Origin of the sequence: Halorhodospira abdelmalekii, assembly GCF_016583625.1 — a bacterium.
GTDB classification, from domain to species: domain Bacteria; phylum Pseudomonadota; class Gammaproteobacteria; order Nitrococcales; family Halorhodospiraceae; genus Halorhodospira; species Halorhodospira abdelmalekii.
In genome coordinates, this window is record NZ_NRRN01000007.1 from 1 (window position 1) to 19,923 (window position 19,923).

Sequence of the window (19,923 nt, forward strand, 5' to 3'; positions counted from 1 at the left end):
ATACATGCCAAAGACAGGAGACAAATGGATGCCTTGCAGCCTGCTTGAGCCGTGTGCGGGGAAACTCGCACGCACGGTTCTGAGGGGGCGGGGAACCAGCGATGGTTCCCTGCTACCCGGCGGTGCTTGGGCGGTGGAGGCCCCGACGCGGCAGATCAAGCCCTCACAGACCTGCCACGCCTGCGGGCAGCAGGAGAAGAAACCGCTCAGCCAGCGCTGGCACAGCTGCCCTTGCGGCGCGTCCTGTTCACGGGACGAGAACGCCGCTCGGGTGCTGTTGGCTTGGCTGGAGCGGAGTTTATCCGGTCGGGAACCGGCCGATGCGTGGAGGGAGGTCAGACCGGGTCATCCTCTGGATGAATCGGCACTCCCGTCGAAGCGCGAAACTCACGCCATAGCGTAAGCTTGGCGGGAGTAGTTCATGCCGGCAGCGAGGCGCGTGAGCAGCGGGGGATCCGCATCCAGCCGTGGCGCTCGGCGATGCTCGAGGCGTAGCCCATCACCGCTGGCTCCGTAGCAGTCGCAGGCCGAGAGACCGAGAGACCGAGAGACCGAGAAGCGCTACTCGTGCAGGACAGCTCCGCGGAGCTGCGCAACCTGGTCCATGCCCCCAAGAGAGGTGCGTCTGGTACACGGCGAACCAGGGGCGCAAGCGGAACTGAAGGCGGCGCTGCTGCAGGCGCTGCCAGCGGTGGGGTTTTGATTTGCCGCTAGTAACTCTGAAAGAAACCAAAAATACGCCAGATTCAGAATTTTCCCACTTCAATTCAGGAACTTTCCCTATAGGCAACACCCGGGTGTGCGCGTAACCTCGCACTTGCATTCGGGGCATGGAAGCCACCCCACTGCAGCAGCAACAAGCGCCGGAGTGCGCAACAGCCAGCAACGCTACATGGAGGTAGCGGGCACGGCTAGTTCAAGGGCAAGGAAGCCTACGGCACGGAAGCCGGCTGCAGCGGGGAGCCGACAGACAGGGACAAGGCCAGGGACAAGGCCAGGGACAAGGCCAGGGAAGGTTGGAATGGCCAAGGAAGGACTGAGCCGCCAAGGAAGGCCCAGACGGCCACGGAGGGCCTGAACGCCAAGGATGGCAAACGGCTACGGAAGGCCCAGATGGCCATGGAGGGCCTGAACGCCAAGGATGGCAAACGGCCACGGAAGGCCCAGATGGCCATGGAGGGCCTGAACGTCAAGGATGGCAAACGGCCACGGAAGGCCCAGATGGCCATGGAGGGCCTGAACGCCAAGGATGGCAAACGGCCACGGAAAGGCCAGCTGCCATGGAAGGTCCAAACGGCCATGGAAAGGCCGAAGTCACGGCACGAATGCAGTGCAGTACCGCGATACCGGAGTACAGTAGCGTGGGGGGTGGGCTTAGATCCGCCCCCCTTTCTCTTATCTGCCCGTTAAGCCATAGCAGCGGACTGGGAGAGCGGACTGAGAAGCGGACTGGGGACAGGCACTTTTTCCTCTTTTTCCTCCCCTTTTTCCTGGCCGGGCACTGTTCCTGTTTTCCTCGAACGGACTCAGACCGCTTAGGGACAGATTTGAAATCTGTCACCAAACTCACGAACGCTCTCCTCGCGGCTCATGCTAGATTGACAAACACCGTTGATGAACACCGTTGATGAACACCGTTGATGAACCCAGTCGCTAGCTGTACGGAGTCTTGTGATGCCCGCGCGAACCATTGAGCGCTTCTTTAACAACGCCGGTCCGACCAAACCGGAGGATCACTATCACATCGATCCACTGGCGAGGGTCGATTGGGACGAGATTCAGCGGTTGATCGATCAGAAGCGCTACTTCGTACTCCACGCCCCGCGCCAGACCGGCAAGACGACCACACTGCTGGCGATGATGAAGACGCTCAACGAGCAGGGGCACTACGTCTGCGCCTACGCCAACATCGAGGGGGCGCAGGCGGCCCGGGGGGATGAGACGAAGGGGATTCCGGCGGCTTGTAGCGTCATCGCCCGCAGCATCGAAGACTACGCAGGCGACCCTCGAATGACTGCCTGGTGGCGCAGTGAGGGGCGTTCTGGAGAGCCGCAGGATCAGCTCACTCAGATGCTGCGGTTGTGGAGCAAGCAAAATGATCGCCCTACCGTTCTCTTCCTCGACGAGGTCGATGCCTTAGTCGGCGATACCCTGATCTCGCTGCTGCGCCAGATCCGCGCCGGCTACGCGCAGCGCCCCGAAGCCTTCCCGCAGTCGATTGTGCTGTGCGGGGTCCGTGACGTCCGCGACTACCGGATGCACCAAGAGGGAAGTGAGGTGATCACCGGCGGCAGCGCCTTCAACATCAAGGCCGAGTCGCTGCGGATGGGCAACTTTTCCCAAGCGGAGTGCGAGGCGCTGTGGCGGCAGCACAGCGAGGCGACCGGGCAGCCGTTCGATCCCGCCATCTTTCCCGAGCTATGGGAAGATACCCGCGGTCAGCCGTGGCTGGTCAATGCGCTGGGCTATGAGCTGACGTGGCGCCACAAGCCGGCCCGCGACCGCTCACAGCTGCTGACTCTGGAGGCGTACCGCGCCGCCCGTGAGCGGTTGATCCAGTCGCGGGCGACCCACCTCGACCAACTCACCGACAAGCTGCGCGAGCCACGCGTCTGCCGGGTGATCAAGCTGCTGCTGGCGAGCGAGGAGAGCGCGCAGCGGCTGCCAGTCGATGACTTACAGTACGTCGAAGATCTTGGCCTGATTGAACGCACCCCAACGCTGCGCATCAGCAACCGCATCTACCAAGAGGTGATCCCGCGCGATCTGACGTGGACGACGCAGGCGACGATGGTCGAGGAGCCGGCGTGGTACATCACCGCTGAGCACCGCCTCGACATGGCGAAGCTGCTGGCCGCCTTCCAGCAGTTCTTTCGCGAGCACGCCGAGAGCTGGCTGGAGCGGTTTGCCTATAAAGAAGCGGGGCCGCAGCTGCTCATGCAGGCCTTCCTACAGCGCATTGTCAATGGCGGTGGCCGTCTCAGCCGCGAGTACGGCCTCGGACGCAAGCGCACCGATCTGCTGATCGAGTGGCCGCTCGACGAGGCGCAGGGCTTTAACGGCCCGCTGCAGCGGGTCGTCATTGAGCTGAAGATCCAGCACCAGGGCCGGACGGCGACGGTGGCTAAGGGGCTGGAGCAGACCGCCGACTACGCCGACCGGGTCGGGGCCGACGAGGCCCACTTGGTGCTCTTCGACCGCCGCCCCGAGGTGAGCTGGGAGGAGAAGATCTGGCAGGGGGAGGAGCAGTACGGCGGGTGGCGCATCACCACTTGGGGGGCGTAGTGGCGTATTGAAACAATGGGGGAGCAGATTATGCCGGTGAATATGCGGCATCAGGGCAGCGCTGTTTAGCTGCGTGCAAGCAGAAGCTGACTGTCCTCACGCTCGTGCCCTCACGCCCGTGCCGCAGTTCCCCCATGTTGCGCTTGCGGCGACTGCTCTGAGGATCGCTCATGCACAAGCTCCCCGCCCGCGCGCGGTTAGGAGACGTAGTGGAGGAATCAGAGATGTACACCTTTTCACAGTCGGCTGCGTTCGGAAAACTAGAACGAGACTCCAGCGGGCAGATCCAAGCTTGGCATCCGCTGCTCGATCACCTCATTGACGTAGCGTTTTGTTTCGTGCGCCTGTGCCAGTGTCGCGGCATCCGCCGAGCGCTCGAGCGCACCGCCGGTCGCCGCTTGAGCGCTCAGGACTTGGAGCGACTGGCTGTGCTGGTGTTTCTGCACGATCTCGGCAAAGCCAGCAGCGGCTTTCAGGCCAAACGCTGGCTGGCGGAGCAGACACCCACCGGTTGGCCGCACCCCACCGGACACGGCCGCGAGGCGATGCGGCTGTTCGAGAATGAGCCTTTCCTGCAGGCGCTGGTGTCAACGTTGCCCGTTGACGAAATCATGACCTGGGGCGAAGCCGTAGAGCCGTTGCTCAAGGCCAGCATCAGCCATCACGGTCGCCCGATTATTGAGGACTCGCACGATTGGGTGCGCGCCATCTGGCGACCCGTGTGCGGATCTGACGGCGGGGTACGCTACGACCCGCAACCGGTGCTGGCGCAGATCGGCCAAGCGGCGCGCGATCTCTTTCCGCTCGCCGTCGCCAGTGGCGGAGAACCGCTGCCCACTGCCGCGCCGTTCGGCCATCTCTTCGCCGGCCTAGTGCAACTGGCTGACTGGCTCGGCTCCGATACCCGATTTTTCCCGTTCTCCCTCCCCGGTGAGGTGCGCGCTACCACCGCTCCAGCATGTGCCGAACGGGCCGTGCACGCTCTAGGGCTGGATGCCGAAGCGGCACGCGCCCCGATTACGCGCGAGCCGCCGGCGTTTGCTGCGATATTCGACAACCCGCCCTACCCGAACCAGGCCGCGATGGGGGATGTGGTGCTGGGGCCGCTGGTGATTCTGGAATCGGAGACCGGCAGCGGCAAGACCGAGGCAGCGCTGTGGCGCTTCGCACAGCTGTTCGCTCAAGGTGCGGTCGATAGCCTCTATTTCGCCCTACCGACGCGCGTCTCCGCCTCTCAACTCTACGAGCGCTTGCGGATCGCAGTAGACCGTCTCTGGCCCGGTGATCCGCCGCTGACGGTTCGCGCACTGCCCGGCTATGCCAGCGCCGATGGCCATGAACCTCGAGCGCTGCCCGATTTCCGGGTGCTCTGGCCAGATGAGCCGGAGGATGCGCAGGCCCATCGCCGCTGGGCGGCGGAATCGACTAAGCGGTTTCTGGCTGCACCGCTCGCGGTTGGCACCATTGACCAAGCACTGCTGGCGGCGCTGCAGGTGCGTCACGCCCATCTGCGCCACGCGCTGCTAGCGCGCAGTCTGCTAGTGGTTGATGAAGTGCACGCCTCAGACCCATACATGACGGTACTGCTGGAGCGGTTGTTGCAGATGCACCTTGGTAGCGGCGGACAGGCGCTGCTGCTGTCGGCAACCTTGGGTTCGCGAGCACGGGAGCGGTATCGGGCGTTGTGTGCGGATGGACCCTTCGCGCCGCCTGACTTCGCTACCGCCTGCGCCCTGCCTTACCCGGCTTTCTGTGACGGGTCGAAGCTACACGGCCTAGCCTCAACCATGCCGCCCAAAAACCTGTCATGGACGCTGCTCGACGCCATCGACGACCCTGAGCGCATTGCGCACTTAGCGTTGGAGGCTGCGGCAACCGGGGCAAAGGTGCTCATCGTGCGCAATACGGTGCCGGCGGCGCGAGCCGTGTTTCAAGCCGTGGAGGCACTGGAGCCTGAGCCCGACTGGCTCTTTTGCGTCAATGGGGTGAGCACGCTCCACCACAGCCGCTTCAGCCGCGAGGATCGCCCGCTTTTGGATGCAGCGATCCAAGCGCAGTTGGGGCGCGAGCGCCCGCGTGGGCCGCGGATTGTGATCGGCACCCAAACGCTGGAACAGAGCTTGGATTTAGATGCCGATCTGCTAATCACCGATCTCTGCCCGATGGACATACTGCTGCAGCGCATTGGGCGCCTACACCGCCACCCACGCAACCCGGCGCAACGACCTGAAGCGTACCGACATCCCCAAGCCTGGGTGCTGACGCCACCTGAGCATGACTTGACTCCACTGCTGAAACAATCCCGCCACGGGCTAGGACCCTTCAGAAAAGATGGCGACGGTATTTATCCCGATCTGCGCGTTATTGAGGCCACGCGCCGCCTGATCGTCGAACACCCTACACCAAGCATACCCGCCGACAATCGCCGACTGGTTGAGGGGGCAACCCATGAGGAGCGCCTGCGGGAGATCGAGGCACAGGGAACAGAGTGGTGCGCGCTCGGTCAACTCATTGAGGGCAACACCGGCGCGCAGCGTACCATAGCGCATCTGCACGTCTTGGACTTCGAGAAGCCCTTTGACGAACACCCTGCCTTCCCAACCGACCTAGACATCGCCACCCGTCTAGGCGAGCGTGATCGTCTGTTGACCTTCGACCCCGCACCGCCCGGCCCCTTTGGCGAGCCACTGCTGCACCTGCCGGTGCGGCACTTTCTGGTCGCGGGGATCGATCCGGAGACACAACCAACGGGGGTGACGCTGACAGAGGGTGCTGTGCAATTCGAACTGGGCGGAACACATTTCCGTTATGGCCGGGTTGGGCTAGAAAAAGTTTGATCGGCTTCCCGTCTCTGCTACCTTCCGTAAGCTCCCTGAACGCTGTCAGGATTCTAGGGCGCTCTCTCGACCAGCAACGCTCTCTTTTCCCCCGCAGCCCTGCGGGGATAGGCCCGTGAGGTGTTTGCTGTCCTAGCAAAGACAATTTTTTCCCCCGCGCTAGCGGGGACTTGCTGGCGTGCAGAGCGCTCTTCTCGGCTGCGACTTTTTGCCTACCTGCCGATCAGGAGAGCCAGGGGGCGCGCATGCTTGACATCACTCTTCATATACAAGCGGTCGATCACGGGGGGAAGCTCGGACTTGACAGCAGCAAGGAGATTGCCTAGCTTCATCGGCATACAAAATCTCTAAACGTGAGATGTTTTCAACATTGCAGGATGCAGAGCATGCCGTTAAGTCTCTCGATGCTTGATGAACCCCTTGTCGGTGCTCGCTTGGCCAGTGATCGCTCACATATGCTCTTTACCTTACCGGCCCTCTTTGCTGCACTCAGCGAGGACCGAGTTCTCGATTTTCCTGCGTTACGGCCACACCAGCGCCACCCTTGGCACGCCTTTCTGGTGCAGTTGGCTGCCATCGCCCTGCATCAAGCCGGCCACCGTCAACCCTTTAGCGATGCCGCCGAATGGAAAGCCGCACTGCTGGCGCTGACGCCGGAGGATCCCGACGGAGCGGCTTGGTGTCTGGTGTCTCCGCCGGATCGCCCAGCTCTGTTGCAGGCGCCAGTACCCGAGGGGAGCTTGACGGCGTGGAAAAACCAGCTACAGGCGCCCGATGAGCTGGACATGCTGGTGACCTCGAAGAACCACGACCTGAAAGCTGCACGCATGCGACAGGCGGCACCCGAGGACTGGCTCTTTGCGCTGATTAGTCTGCAAACACAGGAGGGTTTTCTTGGTGCGGGAAATTACGGCATCTCGCGGATGAATGGTGGCTTTGCCAGCCGCCCCGCGCTGGGTGCGGTTCCACTAGGTGGCTGGGGGCGGCGCTGGGCGCGCGACCTCAGCCGTCTGCTTGATTCGCGCGCGGAAATCGTCCGCGTCATGGAGTTGCGCGATCAAGGCGGCATCGCTTTAGTCTGGCTGTCGCCTTGGAGCGGCAACGAAAGTCTCGCCTTCTCCGCGCTCGACCCCTTCTACATCGAAATCTGTCGGCGTGTCCGCCTGACGGCTACGCCCTCGGGCTTGGTAGCTTTGGCGACTGGCAGCAAGGTAGCACGCATTGAGTCCAAGAGCCGCAACGGGATCACTGGCGATCCGTGGATGCCGATCGACCTCAGCGCCGGCAAGGCACTGACGATCACTGCCAAGGGCTTCGATTATAAGCTGGCCGCTGATTTGCTCTTTAATAAACAAAAGTACCGACCGTCGATTGCGCAAGCCTTGGCTGCCGAAGACGGCCAGCAAGGCATTGTGGTGCTCGCCCAGGGGGTCACACGCGGTCAGGGCAAGACCGAGGGCTACCACGAGCGACGCATTCCGCTGTCGCCGAAGGTACGACGCTTCATGAGCGAACAGCAGACCGACACCTTAGCTAAGATCGCCGCCGAACGGGTCTCCGCCATCAGCAAGATTCGCGGCGTCCTTTGGACGGCGCTGGCTACGCTGTTTGAAAACGGCGAGGCAAAGGAGAAGTTCAGCGACAGCGCCAAAGACAAAGCCAATCTGTTCAGCAAGCGCTTCGAACAGGATGAAGACCGCCGCTTTTTTGATGGCGCACTAGGGCTGAACGACGAGGTCGAGGCCGAGGACCACGAAGCGATTCGCCTGCAGTGGTACCTCGAAATGGTTGATCGCGCTGAGGCTATCCTAATCGACGCCTTTGAAACCGGGCCGCGCAGTGGTGAGCAGCGCTATCGTGCCCGCACCGCCGCGCTGCGTCGGCTGCACGGCGGACTGCGCAGCCCCAAGACCTTACCGACCCTGGCGCACCACTACAAAACCCAACAGAACCCCCAGGAGAGCCCCGATGTCCACCTCTGACGCCACCGCCGATTCAAAGCCGGAATCATCCGCCATCGGCAGGCTCGCCCACGTGATCGGCCAGGCCGCGCGCTTCGAGGGCGATCTCCACGGTCTAGGCAAAGGCGAGCGTGCCGCCTTAGCCCGTCTGGACCCCGAGGGCGAGCTGCGCCCGCACCAAATCGCCGCACTGGCGCGGGCGGTGGTGCAGGCTGGTCTCGAACCAGAGCACTGGGGGCCGGAGTGTTGGCGGCGCTGGGCACTGATCGCGCATGGTATGGCGCTCACCGGACAGGGCAAGGGCGCCTTAGGCGTGCAGCTGCATGCCGCCGGCGTCTCCGAGTCCCGCGTTACCAAACTCTTGACCGCACGGGGTCTGGCCTTCCGTCAGCTGTTGCCGCGTCTACTGCGCCTGCTCGCCTCTCGCGAGGTCGCCCCGAACTGGTATGAGCTCGGCGAGCTGATTCGCCATGAAAGCCGCAACGAGAAGAAAGCCGAAGAAATTCGGATGCGCATCGCCGCACGTTACTTCTCTGCCGCCGAGAAATCAGCCGCCGAGCCTGCCGCTTGAACCACCCACTAGGAAGCCGACCCATGCCCCATCAACCGCGTTTTATCCAGATTCACACCCTGCACAGCTATCCCGCCGCGCTGATCAATCGCGATGATGCTGGGTTAGCCAAGCGTTTGCCGCTGGGCAATGCCACACGCACCCGAATCTCTTCGCAATGCTTGAAGCGACATTGGCGCACTGCCGAGGATCGCTTCGCCCTGTCGGAGCTCCAAGTGCCGATGGCGGTGCGCTCGCGCGGCACCCTAGAGCTGATCCGTAAGCGGCTGGTCGAGGCTGGCACTACTGAGGCGCTGGCCCTAGCGGCAGCGGAGGCGCTGCGCGATGGCGGACTGGTCGATAAAGCAGGCAAAGACAAGAAAGGCGAAGAGGCGCTCAAGACCGGCCAAGCGGTGCTGATGGGATACGCTGAGATTGATTACTTGGTACGTCGCTGTGGCGAATTGGCCAGCGAGGCCCCGGAAGAGAAGGCGCTCCGCGCTGCGGTGGCCAAGATGCTCAAAGCCGAGAAGAAGAATATTGAGGCCCTTAAGCTCGGTTCCGGTCTGGAATCGGCCCTGTTCGGGCGGATGGTCACCTCCGATGTGCTGGCCGGTCGGGATGCCGCCGTCTATGTCGCGCATGCCTTCACCGTGCATGCCGCCCAAGTCGAGAACGACTATTTCACCGTCGTCGATGATCTGCTCCAAGAAAGCGGAGAGCTGGGTTCAGCGGGAATCTTCGACACCGAACTGGCCTCCGGGCTGTATTACGGTTACGTGGTGGTCGATGTTCCGCAACTGGTCGAGAATCTAGAGGCGATTGAGCGGGAGAATTGCTTTGCTGCTGAGACCTCCCCGGAGCAGCGGGCACTGGCCGCTCAGGTGGTCGAGCATCTGCTGCATCTGATCGCTACCGTCAGCCCCGGGGCCAAGCGCGGCTCGACCGCTCCGTTCGATTGGGCATCGTTCCTCCTGGTGGAGGCCGGCGACTGGCAGCCACGCAGCCTAGCCGGCGCCTTTCACGACGCATTGCCCACAGTGACCTCTGGAAGTGAGACTACGCCCTTGCGCCAGCGCGCTGTGCAGCGCCTCGGCGAAGAGATCGGCCAGCTGGATGCCGCCTACGGGGCGAGCTTGGCGCGTCGATTCATGTCACTCGATGCGGTGAACATTCCCCAAGCTGAGCGTCTTGATCTGGGCGCACTGGCGAGTTGGACAGCGGACGGCATCAAAGCGGGAGCCTGCTGAGATGACGCGTCACCTGCTACTGCAGCTACAAGCGCCGCTGATGGCGTTCGGCGGAGAGACCATCGACAACTTTGGGGTCATTCGCGAGTTTCCGGCACTGTCGATGGTTGTGGGTTTACTGGCTAACGCGCTCGGTTGGGGGCGTGAAGAGAGCGCCCGGCATGATCGACTCCAGGAACGGCTGGTACTGGGGGCGCGCATTGACCGCCCGGGGCGGCGGATCCAAGACAATCAAAACGCTCGCTTGGCAAAAGAGGACAAAGGCTGGACGACTTGGGGGCAACCCGAAGAGCGCGCCGGCGGTGCCGCCACCTATGACAGCCCGCACCGGCGTTTTCGCGACTACCACGCTGATCGAGCGGTGCTGATCGCGCTGCGTCTGGAACCGACCGACGAAGCGCCGACGCTCGACGAGCTGGCGGCCGCACTCGACCGCCCTGCCCGCCCGCTTTTTCTTGGGCGCAAGCCCTGCTTACCCAGTGCGCGTCTCTTTGCCGGCTGGCAGCCGGGGGAGAGCGTTCTGGCGGCGCTCCAAGCCGCACCTAGCCCCTCAGAGGCACTCCAAGCTGGACCCAACCCCGGAGAGGTATACCCGGAGGAGCCTCATGTGCTCCTGCAGTGGCCCGATGGCGAGGGCACCTTGCCGGGAGATCGGCTCCTTGAGCTGTGCGACGAGAGACGGTGGAGCAGCGGTGTGCATGGCGGCTGGCGAGGGGTTCGCGAAGGGCGACTGCCGAGGGAGGGGAGCACGATATGAACACACTGTCGTTGCTGCATTGCGCCCCAGATGGACAGGCGCTCGCTACTTGGGCGACCCGGCATCGCCTGCTCTCTCCCGATGGTGATTTTGGCTATGCCCTACATGCGCTGCTGGCGGCAGCCTTTGGCGAACTCGCACCCACCCCGTTTCGCTATCTGGATGCGCGCCAAGGGCTGCTGGCCTACTCTGATCAGCCACCGGAACGCCTACGCGAGCAGGCGGCGCTGGCCACACCGGATGTAGCACAAGCCTTAGGCCTCGACCATTTCGCGGCGCGGGCATTTCCGAGTACTTGGCGCACCGGGCAAGAGTTGAGCTTCGAGGTTCGGGTGCGTCCGGTGCTGCGTACCAAGGATGGGCGCGAGCGCGATCTCTTTTTGCATGCGGTTGAAACACGTTCAGAACCGGATACGCGCCTTCAGCGCGAGACACTGTACGCCGAGTGGCTACGCGCGCGTATGGCCAATCCACAGGCGGCGGAGTTGATACAGGTGGGTCTTACAGCATTTCGCCTCAGCCGCGTAATTCGGCGCACGGGTCCTGATGCCGAGGGTCAGCGCAAGCGCCGGGTGGTCTCGGGACCGGACGCAATCTTCAAAGGCCAGCTTCGGGTTCGCGATGGCGAAGCTTTCAGCGGTCTGCTCTCGCGGGGTATCGGCCGACACCGTGCATTTGGTTTTGGAATGCTACTGCTCAGACCGGTGCGCGCATGCTAAAAGGACGCTTGGGCCTTGAACACTCGCGGATGCCACATGCGGATCGCCATGGGTTGATCTGGTTTGAGCGCGGCGAGCTGTGCGTGATTGATGGGTGTCTGCACTTTTTTCAGGGCAAGGACTCCCCTACACCCTACTCAGTCCAAGTCCCGCATCAAAGCGTTTCAATGATTCTACTTGGCCCGGGCAGTACCGTGACGCACGACGCGCTGCGTCTTCTGGCGCGTCACGGTACCCTGATGGCCGCTGTCGGCGCAGACGGTGTCCGCTGCTACACCGCACCGCCACTGCTGCCAGACCGCTCTGACATTGCACGCCGACAGGCGGAGCTCTGGGGGAATCCGCGGCGGCGTATCAGCGTAGCACGCAAAATGTATGCGCTGCGACTCGGTGAAGTGCTACCGCATCGCGACCTAGACACCCTGAGAGGGATTGAGGGCTCCCGGGTCAAGGCAACTTATAAGCTAATGGCGCAGCGCTACAAGATTGAGTGGAAAGGGCGTCACTACGACCGCAACGATCCCAGCGCGGCAGACCTTCCCAATCAGGCCATCAATCACGCCGCCACCGCCGTGCAAGCAGCCGCCGTCATTGCTGTACAGGCCGTAGGAGCGATCCCTCAGCTGGGCTTTATTCACGAGGATTCGGGGCAAGCCTTCGTCCTCGATATTGCAGACCTGTTCCGCGACACAGTGACGTTGCAAATCGCCTTCACTGTCGCCAAGCGAGCCGAAACCGATGGGCAGACGATCGATCGGCTGGTCCGACGCGAGGCCGCCCAAGTATTCCGCAAGCAGGACGTTATCCCTACAATGATCGACCGCATCAAGCATGTGATTCGAATGGAGGAAGCCCATGCCGCTGGTCATGATCGTGACACGTGATGTAGCGGATCGATATCGCGGCTACCTAGGGTCGATCATGCTGGAAGTTGCCCCTGCTGTCTATATCTCGCCGAGGATGAGCCAAGGTGTTCGTTCGCGTACTTGGACTGTTCTGTCGCATTGGCATCAGACCGAACCTAGTGGAAGCGTGGTGATGGTGTGGCGCGATGCAAACGCTACAGGTGGTATTGGAATTGCCACACTTGGCACGCCCCCGCGTGAGCTCGTCGATGTGGATGGATTGTGGCTGGTAAAGAAGCCCCTCTCACCTGATCTTTAACAATCGATTGTTCACTTTTCCCTTGTAGGTGATGGCCTTAACCACAAGGGGTTCCCCCGCGCTCGCGGGGATAGGCCCTCACCACCACCGATAGCAAGAAGTTCGCCTCCGGTTCCCCCGCGCTCGCGGGGATAGGCCCTGCAGCGGCATGTCGGGCTCGTCGTTGTTCTCGGTTCCCCCGCGCTCGCGGGGATAGGCCCTACAAGAGACACCAGATTCAGCTTAACCGGGTGGTTCCCCCGCGCTCGCGGGGATAGGCCCTCACCACCACCGATAGCAAGAAGTTCGCCTCCGGTTCCCCCGCGCTCGCGGGGATAGGCCCCATCGTCATCGACACGGGTGGCCGGGCGCTCGGGTTCCCCCGCGCTCGCGGGGATAGGCCCAATGGCTGATCTGAGTCGCACCGTCGCAATCAGGTTCCCCCGCGCTCGCGGGGATAGGCCCTCGACTTGGCTAATCCTGTCCGCCCAGCGATCGGTTCCCCCGCGCTCGCGGGGATAGGCCATCCTGATCATCCCGCGGGTCAAGGTTCAGCCCGGTTCCCCCGCGCTCGCGGGGATAGGCCCATGACGGTCACGTTGCGGATGCCTCGCACGATGGTTCCCCCGCGCTCGCGGGGATAGGCCCCGAATCACCCGAGGCCGTTGCCGTCGCCTATGGGTTCCCCCGCGCTCGCGGGGATAGGCCCTGGCGCGCGCATCCCAAGGTGTCCTAACCCATGGTTCCCCCGCGCTCGCGGGGATAGGCCCAAGCCGATCAAAAGCGTTATTTTTCTGTTCACGGTTCCCCCGCGCTCGCGGGGATAGGCCCGACACAGCCAAGCAGCTTACCGTGCTGAAAAAGGTTCCCCCGCGCTCGCGGGGATAGGCCCTACCGTGGGGCGCACGGGAGGTTAAGCCTGTGGGTTCCCCCGCGCTCGCGGGGATAGGCCCTTGGTTATCCGTTGCACAGGGCTCAATCTCATGGTTCCCCCGCGCTCGCGGGGATAGGCCCAGGATCGCTCACTGCGGTTGTCGCGGTGGCGAGGTTCCCCCGCGCTCGCGGGGATAGGCCCCTTCTTGCGGGCGCTTTCGGCTCGCTTTTGGGGGTTCCCCCGCGCTCGCGGGGATAGGCCCTCGCTTGCACCAGGCCTCAGCGCCGCCGTGGTGGTTCCCCCGCGCTCGCGGGGATAGGCCCTGCGGACCCAGGTCCGCAGTTTCCACCCACCCGGTTCCCCCGCGCTCGCGGGGATAGGCCGCGGACATCTCGAGCGGAGTTGCTGCGCATGAAGGTTCCCCCGCGCTCGCGGGGATAGGCCGCGATCACCTGATTGGCGATGCGGTTTGAGCCGGGTTCCCCCGCGCTCGCGGGGATAGGCCCTCCAGCGTAGGCTGATACTCAGCCACGTTAGGGGTTCCCCCGCGCTCGCGGGGATAGGCCTCGCTCACCGCGTCCACATCCGCCGGCTGTAGAGGTTCCCCCGCGCTCGCGGGGATAGGCCCGGGCTGTCAATCCCGGCGCTGGACTGTGCCAGGGTTCCCCCGCGCTCGCGGGGATAGGCCCAGCCCTTGTTCCATCTGGATTCGGTAGAGCTCGGTTCCCCCGCGCTCGCGGGGATAGGCCCTCGCGCGGCTGTCCGGGCAGCCAATCCTCTCTGGTTCCCCCGCGCTCGCGGGGATAGGCCGTCGGAGCCCTTCGGCGGCACCGGCCCATACCTGGTTCCCCCGCGCTCGCGGGGATAGGCCCATCGTGCCCGCTCTCGTGAAGGCGCAGCGTGAGGTTCCCCCGCGCTCGCGGGGATAGGCCCTCCTGCGTGATGACGAAAGACGAGCGCCGCGCGGTTCCCCCGCGCTCGCGGGGATAGGCCCAGAGTCCGAGTGGGCTGGACGCTCAACACTTCGGTTCCCCCGCGCTCGCGGGGATAGGCCGTACGCGCAAGAGTCGGCCAAAGCGAAGGATGAGGTTCCCCCGCGCTCGCGGGGATAGGCCCCCGCACTTCCGATCTGACTACGCGAGTCTGCAGGTTCCCCCGCGCTCGCGGGGATAGGCCCAGGCCATCGAAGAGATTGAAGCCGATCTTGCCGGTTCCCCCGCGCTCGCGGGGATAGGCCCCTTATGGCCTATCCTAGCAATGACATCAGCAAGGTTCCCCCGCGCTCGCGGGGATAGGCCCTCGATGCCGCGTTTGTCCCATTTGCTCATGCCGGTTCCCCCGCGCTCGCGGGGATAGGCCGCTGTCGGCGGTACTCGATCTGCGTCTTCTCTGGGTTCCCCCGCGCTCGCGGGGATAGGCCCCATGTCTGCGGCACATTCCCCTTCTTGAACTGGGTTCCCCCGCGCTCGCGGGGATAGGCCGCGATTCATCGCCGAGACGCTCAAGCTGTGCAAGGTTCCCCCGCGCTCGCGGGGATAGGCCCGAGAGCGGCGCAGCGAGCGACATCGACGGTGCGGGTTCCCCCGCGCTCGCGGGGATAGGCCTCCGAAGGCCGAATGAGCCTCCCGACTTTCCGAGGTTCCCCCGCGCTCGCGGGGATAGGCCCGCACGAACCCGCTCGCCGCGGTCGACGCATTTGGTTCCCCCGCGCTCGCGGGGATAGGCCCTAATGGCGGCCGCTCCACGCGCACGCAGCAAAGGTTCCCCCGCGCTCGCGGGGATAGGCCCAGCTCGGCGTACCGCAAAACACCGTTCGCGACTGGTGTGTGGTTCCCCCGCGCTCGCGGGGATAGGCCCGGCGATCTGAGGCACGGCAGGCGCACTCACGGGGTTCCCCCGCGCTCGCGGGGATAGGCCCTTGCTCGCACCAGGTCTCAGCGCCGCCGTGGTGGTTCCCCCGCGCTCGCGGGGATAGGCCCCGCGTGCGGCCCAGAATCGCCTCGGCTGATACGGTTCCCCCGCGCTCGCGGGGATAGGCCCCCCCTTGGCGCCCCCCTCCGGCGGTCATTTTCGGTTCCCCCGCGCTCGCGGGGATAGGCCCCTCAGATCGGTTGCCGCGCTCATGGCGACACGGGTTCCCCCGCGCTCGCGGGGATAGGCCTACCTGCTCTGGGAGCGGCGGTCGGCACCGACGGGTTCCCCCGCGCTCGCGGGGATAGGCCCTGCGCATCAAAATCGCCGGCCATCTTGATCGCGGTTCCCCCGCGCTCGCGGGGATAGGCCATACCGCGCGATCACCGCAGCAAAGAAGGGTGCGGTTCCCCCGCGCTCGCGGGGATAGGCCGTTTCTATCGCACCCGCCGCCGCCGCCGGCAATGGTTCCCCCGCGCTCGCGGGGATAGGCCTCAAGAGAGGGCCGCATCATGAATATCACCCCGGGTTCCCCCGCGCTCGCGGGGATAGGCCCATTCACGTTCGATAAGAGGTAGACGCAATGGGGGTTCCCCCGCGCTCGCGGGGATAGGCCCCTTCCGCGTGCGCTGGCAGCCTGCCCTTGGGCGGTTCCCCCGCGCTCGCGGGGATAGGCCCTACGATGGCCCTTTTCAGCATCCACTTACCCCGTTTCCCCCGCGCCTGCGGGGATAGGCCCTCGGTTGACGCGGTCACCACTAATGTCGACCTGTTTCCCCCGCGCCTGCGAGGATAGGCCCACAGTGGACGATGCAATCAGCACCGTCGAAACGTTTCCCCCGCACCCGCGGAGATAGGCCCCCGACACGGAGCCACTTCACGGACTGGGGACAGGCACTTTTCCTCTGTGCTTTTCCTCTTTCCTCGCCTGGTAACAGGTTCAGCGCTCTCCTCCCGCTCCTCCCGGCTCATGCTAGATTGACAAACACCGTTGATGAACCCAGCCGCTAGCTGTACGGAGTCCTATGATGCCCGCGCGAACCATAGAGCGCTTCTTTAACAACGCCGGTCCGACCAAACCGGAGAATCACTACTACATCAACCCATTGGAGCGGGTCGATTGGGACGAGATCCAGCGGCTGATCGACCAAGAGCGCTACTTCGTTCTCCACGCCCCGCGCCAGACCGGCAAGACGACCACACTGCTGGCGATGATGAAGGCGCTCAACGAGCAGGGGCGCTACGTCTGCGCCTACGCCAACATCGAGGGGGCGCAGGCGGCCCGGGGGGATGAGACGAAAGGGATGCCGGCGATTTGCGATGCACTGATCGACGGTATTGCGCGGAGCGTGGAGGTGGCAGCACTCAGGGTTTGGTATCGCGAGATACGCCGTGAGGTGGCACCGCACCATCTACTCTCAAGCCTGCTGGCCCGGTGGGCGGAGACAAGCGACCGCCCCACCGTCCTCTTTCTTGACGAGGTCGATGCCTTAGTCGGCGACACCCTGATCTCGCTGCTGCGCCAGATCCGCGCCGGCTACGCTCAGCGCCCCGAGGCCTTCCCGCAGTCGATTGTGCTGTGCGGGGTGCGTGATGTCCGCGACTACCGGATGCACCAAGAGGGCGCTGAAGTGATTACCGGCGGTAGCGCCTTCAACATCAAGGCCAAGTCGCTGCGAATGGGTAACTTTTCCCAAGCGGAGTGCGAGGCGCTGTGGCGGCAGCACAGCGAGGCGACCGGGCAGCCGTTCGATCCCGCCATCTTTCCCGAGCTATGGGAAGATACCCGAGGTCAGCCGTGGCTGGTGAATGCGCTGGGCTACGAACTCACATGGGAGACTAAATCTGCCCGCGACCGCTCACAGCTGCTGACTCTGGAGGCGTACCGCGCCGCTCGCGAGCAGCTGATCCAGTCGCGGGCGACCCACCTCGACCAACTCACCGACAAGCTGCGCGAGCCGCGCGTCTGCCGAGTGATCAAGCTGCTGCTGGCAAGCGAGGAGAGCGCGCAGCGGCTGCCAGTCGATGACTTACAGTACGTCGAAGATCTTGGCCTGATTGAACGCACCCCGATGCTCCGCATCAGCAACCGCATCTACCAAGAGGTGATCCCGCGCGATCTGACGTGGACGACGCAGGCGACGATGGTCGAGGAGCCGGCGTGGTACATCACCGCTGAGCACCGCCTCGACATGGCGAAGCTGCTGGCCGCCTTCCAGCAGTTCTTTCGCGAGCACGCCGAGAGCTGGCTGGAGCGGTTTGCCTATAAAGAAGCGGGGCCGCAGCTGCTCATGCAGGCCTTCCTACAGCGCATTGTCAATGGCGGTGGCCGTCTCAGCCGCGAGTACGGCCTCGGACGCAAGCGCACCGATCTGCTGATCGAGTGGCCGCTCGACGAGGCGCAGGGCTTTAACGGCCCGCTGCAGCGGGTCGTGATTGAGCTGAAGATCCAGCACCAGAGCCGGGCGGCGACGGTGGCTAAGGGGCTCGAGCAGACCGCCGACTACGCCGACCGGGTCGGGGCCGACGAGGCCCACTTAGTGCTCTTCGACCGCCGCCCCGAGGTGAGCTGGGAGGAGAAGATCTGGCAGGAGGAGGAGCAGTACGGCGAGTGGCGCATCACCACCTGGGGGGTGTAGCGAAATAAGAATCGGCGACGACCGATTGGGGACAGATGTCAAATCTGTCCCCGGGCGCACTACACAACACACCTAATCGAACTGCTCTAGGCCTCCTTTGGCCCGCAGTACGCGCAGGATTGCCTCAACCGACTCCTCGACCCCTTGGTGTGCGGTGTCGATGTGGACCTCGGGGTGCTCGGGCGCCTCGTACTCGATGTCGATCCCGGGGAGTCCGCTGATCTCGCCGGCGGCAGCACGCGCGTAGATCCCGTCGGAGTCGCGCTGCTGGCACAGCGCCAGGGGGGCATCGACGTGGACTTCGATGAATTCGCCGGGCTCAAGGCGCTCACGCACCATGGCGCGATCGTCGCGATAGGGCGAGAGGGCGGCGCAGACGACAATCAGGCCGGCATCGACGAACATCGTCGCCGTCTCGGCGATGCGGCGAACGTTCTCGGCGCGGGCGTCGCGACTGAAATCGAGATCGTGGCTTAAACCGTGCCGCACGTTGCCGGCGTCGATCAGGTAGCTGTGGTAGCCCTGCCGAAAGAGGGCTTGCTCTAGGGCGTTGGCCAGCGTCGACTTGCCGGAGCCCGACAGCCCGGTCAGCCAGACCACGCAGGGGCGCTGCCCCTTTTGCGCCGCCCGCTGCGCCTTGCTGAGCAGGGGCTGACGGCGCGGGACCTCGGTATCGGCGCCGGCACGCTCAGTCGCCGCCCGGGTGATCATTCCGGCCCCGACCGTATGGTGGCTCATCCGATCGATGACGATAAAAGCGCCCGTACCGGGGATCTCTTCATACGGGTCGAAGGCGACCGGGGCGGTAAACTGCACGCGACACAGACCGATCTCATTCAGCGCCAAGGTCTCGGTCGGGTGGTGCTCAAGGCTGTTGACGTCGATGCGGTGGTAGACCCGCTCGACGACCGCCGGGAGCGTAGTCGTAGCCAGTTTGACGTCGTAGCGCCGCCCGGGCTGCAGCGGCCGCTCGGCCATCCAGACCAATCGGGCATCGACGGCGTCGGCGACGGTCGCCGGGTGCTGCGGATCGCAGAGCAGATCACCGCGCGAGATGTCGATCTCATCGCTCAAGGTCAGCGTCACCGCCTGCGGCGGAAAGGCCTGCTGCAGATCGCCCTCGTAGGTCACGATCCGGGCGATGTGACTGCGCTGCCCCCGCGGCAAGACCACCACCGGATCACCTGGACGGGCCACCCCAGCCGCCAAGGTCCCGGCGAAACCGCGGAAGTCGTGACGCGGGCGCAGTACGGTCTGCACCGGGAGGCGCAGGTCGCGCAAATTCCGCTCCGCCTTGACCTCGACGGTCTCGAGCAGCTCCATCAAGGTAGGGCCGTCGTACCAAGGCATGCGCTCACTCGGGCGCACGACGTTATCCCCCTGCAGCGCCGAGAGCGGCACGCAGCGCACGTGCGGGATGCCGAGACGATTGGCGAAGGTCGTGTATTCGGTGCGAATCGCCTCGTAGGTCGCCTCGTCCCAGTCCACCAGGTCCATCTTGTTGACCGCCAACAGCATGTGGCGAATGCCGAGCAACGAGCAGATGTAGCTGTGCCGACGCGTCTGCACCTGCACGCCGTTGCGCGCATCGACCAAGATCACCGCCAGCTGTGCGGTCGAGGCCCCGGTCGCCATGTTGCGGGTGTACTGCTCGTGGCCGGGGGTGTCGGCGATGATGAACTTGCGCCGCTCGGTGGAGAAGTAACGGTAGGCGACATCGATGGTGATGCCCTGTTCGCGCTCCGATTGCAAGCCGTCGACGAGCAGTGCCAGATCGATCTCATCGCCGGTGGTGCCGTAGCGGGTCGAATCCCGCCGCACGGCGGCGAGTTGATCCTCGTAGACGAGGGCGGAGTCGTGGAGCAGACGACCGATAAAGGTACTCTTGCCATCATCGACCGAGCCGCAGGTGATAAAGCGCAGCAGATCTTTGTGCTCGTGCTGCTTGAGGTAGGACTCGATATCGCTCTCGATCAGCGTGGAGGCGTGTGACATCG

General features: G+C 64.2%; 12 protein-coding genes and 1 CRISPR repeat array. Of the genes, 11 read left to right on the top strand and 1 reads right to left on the bottom strand.

Annotation, left to right across the window (positions count from 1 at the left end; translation table 11 throughout):
* Positions 1–28: 28 nt before the first annotated feature.
* The 11 genes from CKO15_RS14645 (at position 29) to CKO15_RS02560 (ending at position 17,926) form a co-directional block, all read left to right on the top strand.
* Positions 29–403, top strand: coding sequence for a zinc ribbon domain-containing protein (locus tag CKO15_RS14645; protein ID WP_420842109.1), 375 nt, complete (start codon positions 29–31; stop codon positions 401–403).
* A gap of 1,271 nt (positions 404–1,674) precedes the next feature.
* A complete protein-coding gene (locus CKO15_RS02515; protein ID WP_200192183.1) occupies positions 1,675–3,285 on the top strand; it encodes an AAA family ATPase in 1,611 nt (536 codons plus the stop codon).
* Positions 3,286–3,509: 224 nt separating this feature from the next.
* Positions 3,510–6,122 (top strand): CRISPR-associated helicase Cas3', encoded by a 2,613-nt coding sequence (gene cas3, locus CKO15_RS02520; protein ID WP_200192300.1) that lies wholly within the window; start codon positions 3,510–3,512, stop codon positions 6,120–6,122.
* A 386-nt stretch (positions 6,123–6,508) separates the two neighbouring features.
* On the top strand, positions 6,509–8,104 hold the full coding sequence (gene casA / locus CKO15_RS02525) for a type I-E CRISPR-associated protein Cse1/CasA (protein WP_200192185.1): 1,596 nt from the start codon (positions 6,509–6,511) through the stop codon (positions 8,102–8,104).
* A complete protein-coding gene (gene casB, locus CKO15_RS02530) occupies positions 8,091–8,654 on the top strand; it encodes a type I-E CRISPR-associated protein Cse2/CasB (RefSeq protein ID WP_200192187.1) in 564 nt (187 codons plus the stop codon). The genes casA and casB overlap by 14 nt, the downstream gene beginning before the upstream one ends.
* Before the next feature lie 23 nt (positions 8,655–8,677).
* Positions 8,678–9,883, top strand: coding sequence for a type I-E CRISPR-associated protein Cas7/Cse4/CasC (gene cas7e, locus CKO15_RS02535; protein WP_200192189.1), 1,206 nt, complete (start codon positions 8,678–8,680; stop codon positions 9,881–9,883).
* A 1-nt stretch (position 9,884) separates the two neighbouring features.
* On the top strand, positions 9,885–10,640 hold the full coding sequence (gene cas5e, locus CKO15_RS02540) for a type I-E CRISPR-associated protein Cas5/CasD (protein ID WP_200192191.1): 756 nt from the start codon (positions 9,885–9,887) through the stop codon (positions 10,638–10,640).
* Positions 10,637–11,359 (top strand): type I-E CRISPR-associated protein Cas6/Cse3/CasE, encoded by a 723-nt coding sequence (gene cas6e / locus CKO15_RS02545; RefSeq protein WP_200192193.1) that lies wholly within the window; start codon positions 10,637–10,639, stop codon positions 11,357–11,359. Before cas5e ends, cas6e begins: the two co-directional genes overlap by 4 nt.
* Positions 11,353–12,243, top strand: a complete 891-nt coding sequence (cas1e, locus tag CKO15_RS02550) for a type I-E CRISPR-associated endonuclease Cas1e (RefSeq protein ID WP_200192195.1) — start codon at positions 11,353–11,355, stop codon at positions 12,241–12,243. The genes cas6e and cas1e overlap by 7 nt, the downstream gene beginning before the upstream one ends.
* Positions 12,215–12,523 (top strand): type I-E CRISPR-associated endoribonuclease Cas2e, encoded by a 309-nt coding sequence (cas2e, locus tag CKO15_RS02555; RefSeq protein ID WP_200192197.1) that lies wholly within the window; start codon positions 12,215–12,217, stop codon positions 12,521–12,523. The genes cas1e and cas2e overlap by 29 nt, the downstream gene beginning before the upstream one ends.
* 49 nt (positions 12,524–12,572) lie before the next feature.
* A CRISPR array of direct repeats spans positions 12,573–16,148; the repeat unit is 29 nt; unit sequence GGTTCCCCCGCGCTCGCGGGGATAGGCCC.
* Between the two features lie 164 nt (positions 16,149–16,312).
* Positions 16,313–17,926 (top strand): ATP-binding protein, encoded by a 1,614-nt coding sequence (locus CKO15_RS02560; RefSeq protein WP_200192199.1) that lies wholly within the window; start codon positions 16,313–16,315, stop codon positions 17,924–17,926.
* A gap of 72 nt (positions 17,927–17,998) precedes the next feature.
* On the opposite strand, the gene cysN is transcribed toward CKO15_RS02560, so the two are convergent.
* Positions 17,999–19,921: a sulfate adenylyltransferase subunit CysN gene (gene cysN / locus CKO15_RS02565; protein WP_200192201.1), complete on the bottom strand. Its 1,923-nt coding sequence runs from the start codon at positions 19,919–19,921 to the stop codon at positions 17,999–18,001.
* Positions 19,922–19,923 lie beyond the last annotated feature (2 nt).

Bases quoted from the DNA above. Each gene is read 5' to 3' on its own strand.
- casA (WP_200192185.1), top strand. From the start codon at position 6,509: ATGCCGTTAAGTCTCTCGATGCTTGATGAACCCCTTGTCGGTGCTCGC.
- cas2e (WP_200192197.1), top strand. From the start codon at position 12,215: ATGCCGCTGGTCATGATCGTGACACGTGATGTAGCGGATCGATATCGC.
- cas5e (WP_200192191.1), top strand. From the start codon at position 9,885: ATGACGCGTCACCTGCTACTGCAGCTACAAGCGCCGCTGATGGCGTTC.
- cas1e (WP_200192195.1), top strand. From the start codon at position 11,353: ATGCTAAAAGGACGCTTGGGCCTTGAACACTCGCGGATGCCACATGCG.
- CKO15_RS02515 (WP_200192183.1), top strand. From the start codon at position 1,675: ATGCCCGCGCGAACCATTGAGCGCTTCTTTAACAACGCCGGTCCGACC.
- CKO15_RS02560 (WP_200192199.1), top strand. From the start codon at position 16,313: ATGATGCCCGCGCGAACCATAGAGCGCTTCTTTAACAACGCCGGTCCG.
- cas7e (WP_200192189.1), top strand. From the start codon at position 8,678: ATGCCCCATCAACCGCGTTTTATCCAGATTCACACCCTGCACAGCTAT.
- cysN (WP_200192201.1), bottom strand. From the start codon at position 19,921: ATGTCACACGCCTCCACGCTGATCGAGAGCGATATCGAGTCCTACCTC.
- casB (WP_200192187.1), top strand. From the start codon at position 8,091: ATGTCCACCTCTGACGCCACCGCCGATTCAAAGCCGGAATCATCCGCC.
- cas6e (WP_200192193.1), top strand. From the start codon at position 10,637: ATGAACACACTGTCGTTGCTGCATTGCGCCCCAGATGGACAGGCGCTC.
- cas3 (WP_200192300.1), top strand. From the start codon at position 3,510: ATGTACACCTTTTCACAGTCGGCTGCGTTCGGAAAACTAGAACGAGAC.
- CKO15_RS14645 (WP_420842109.1), top strand. From the start codon at position 29: ATGCCTTGCAGCCTGCTTGAGCCGTGTGCGGGGAAACTCGCACGCACG.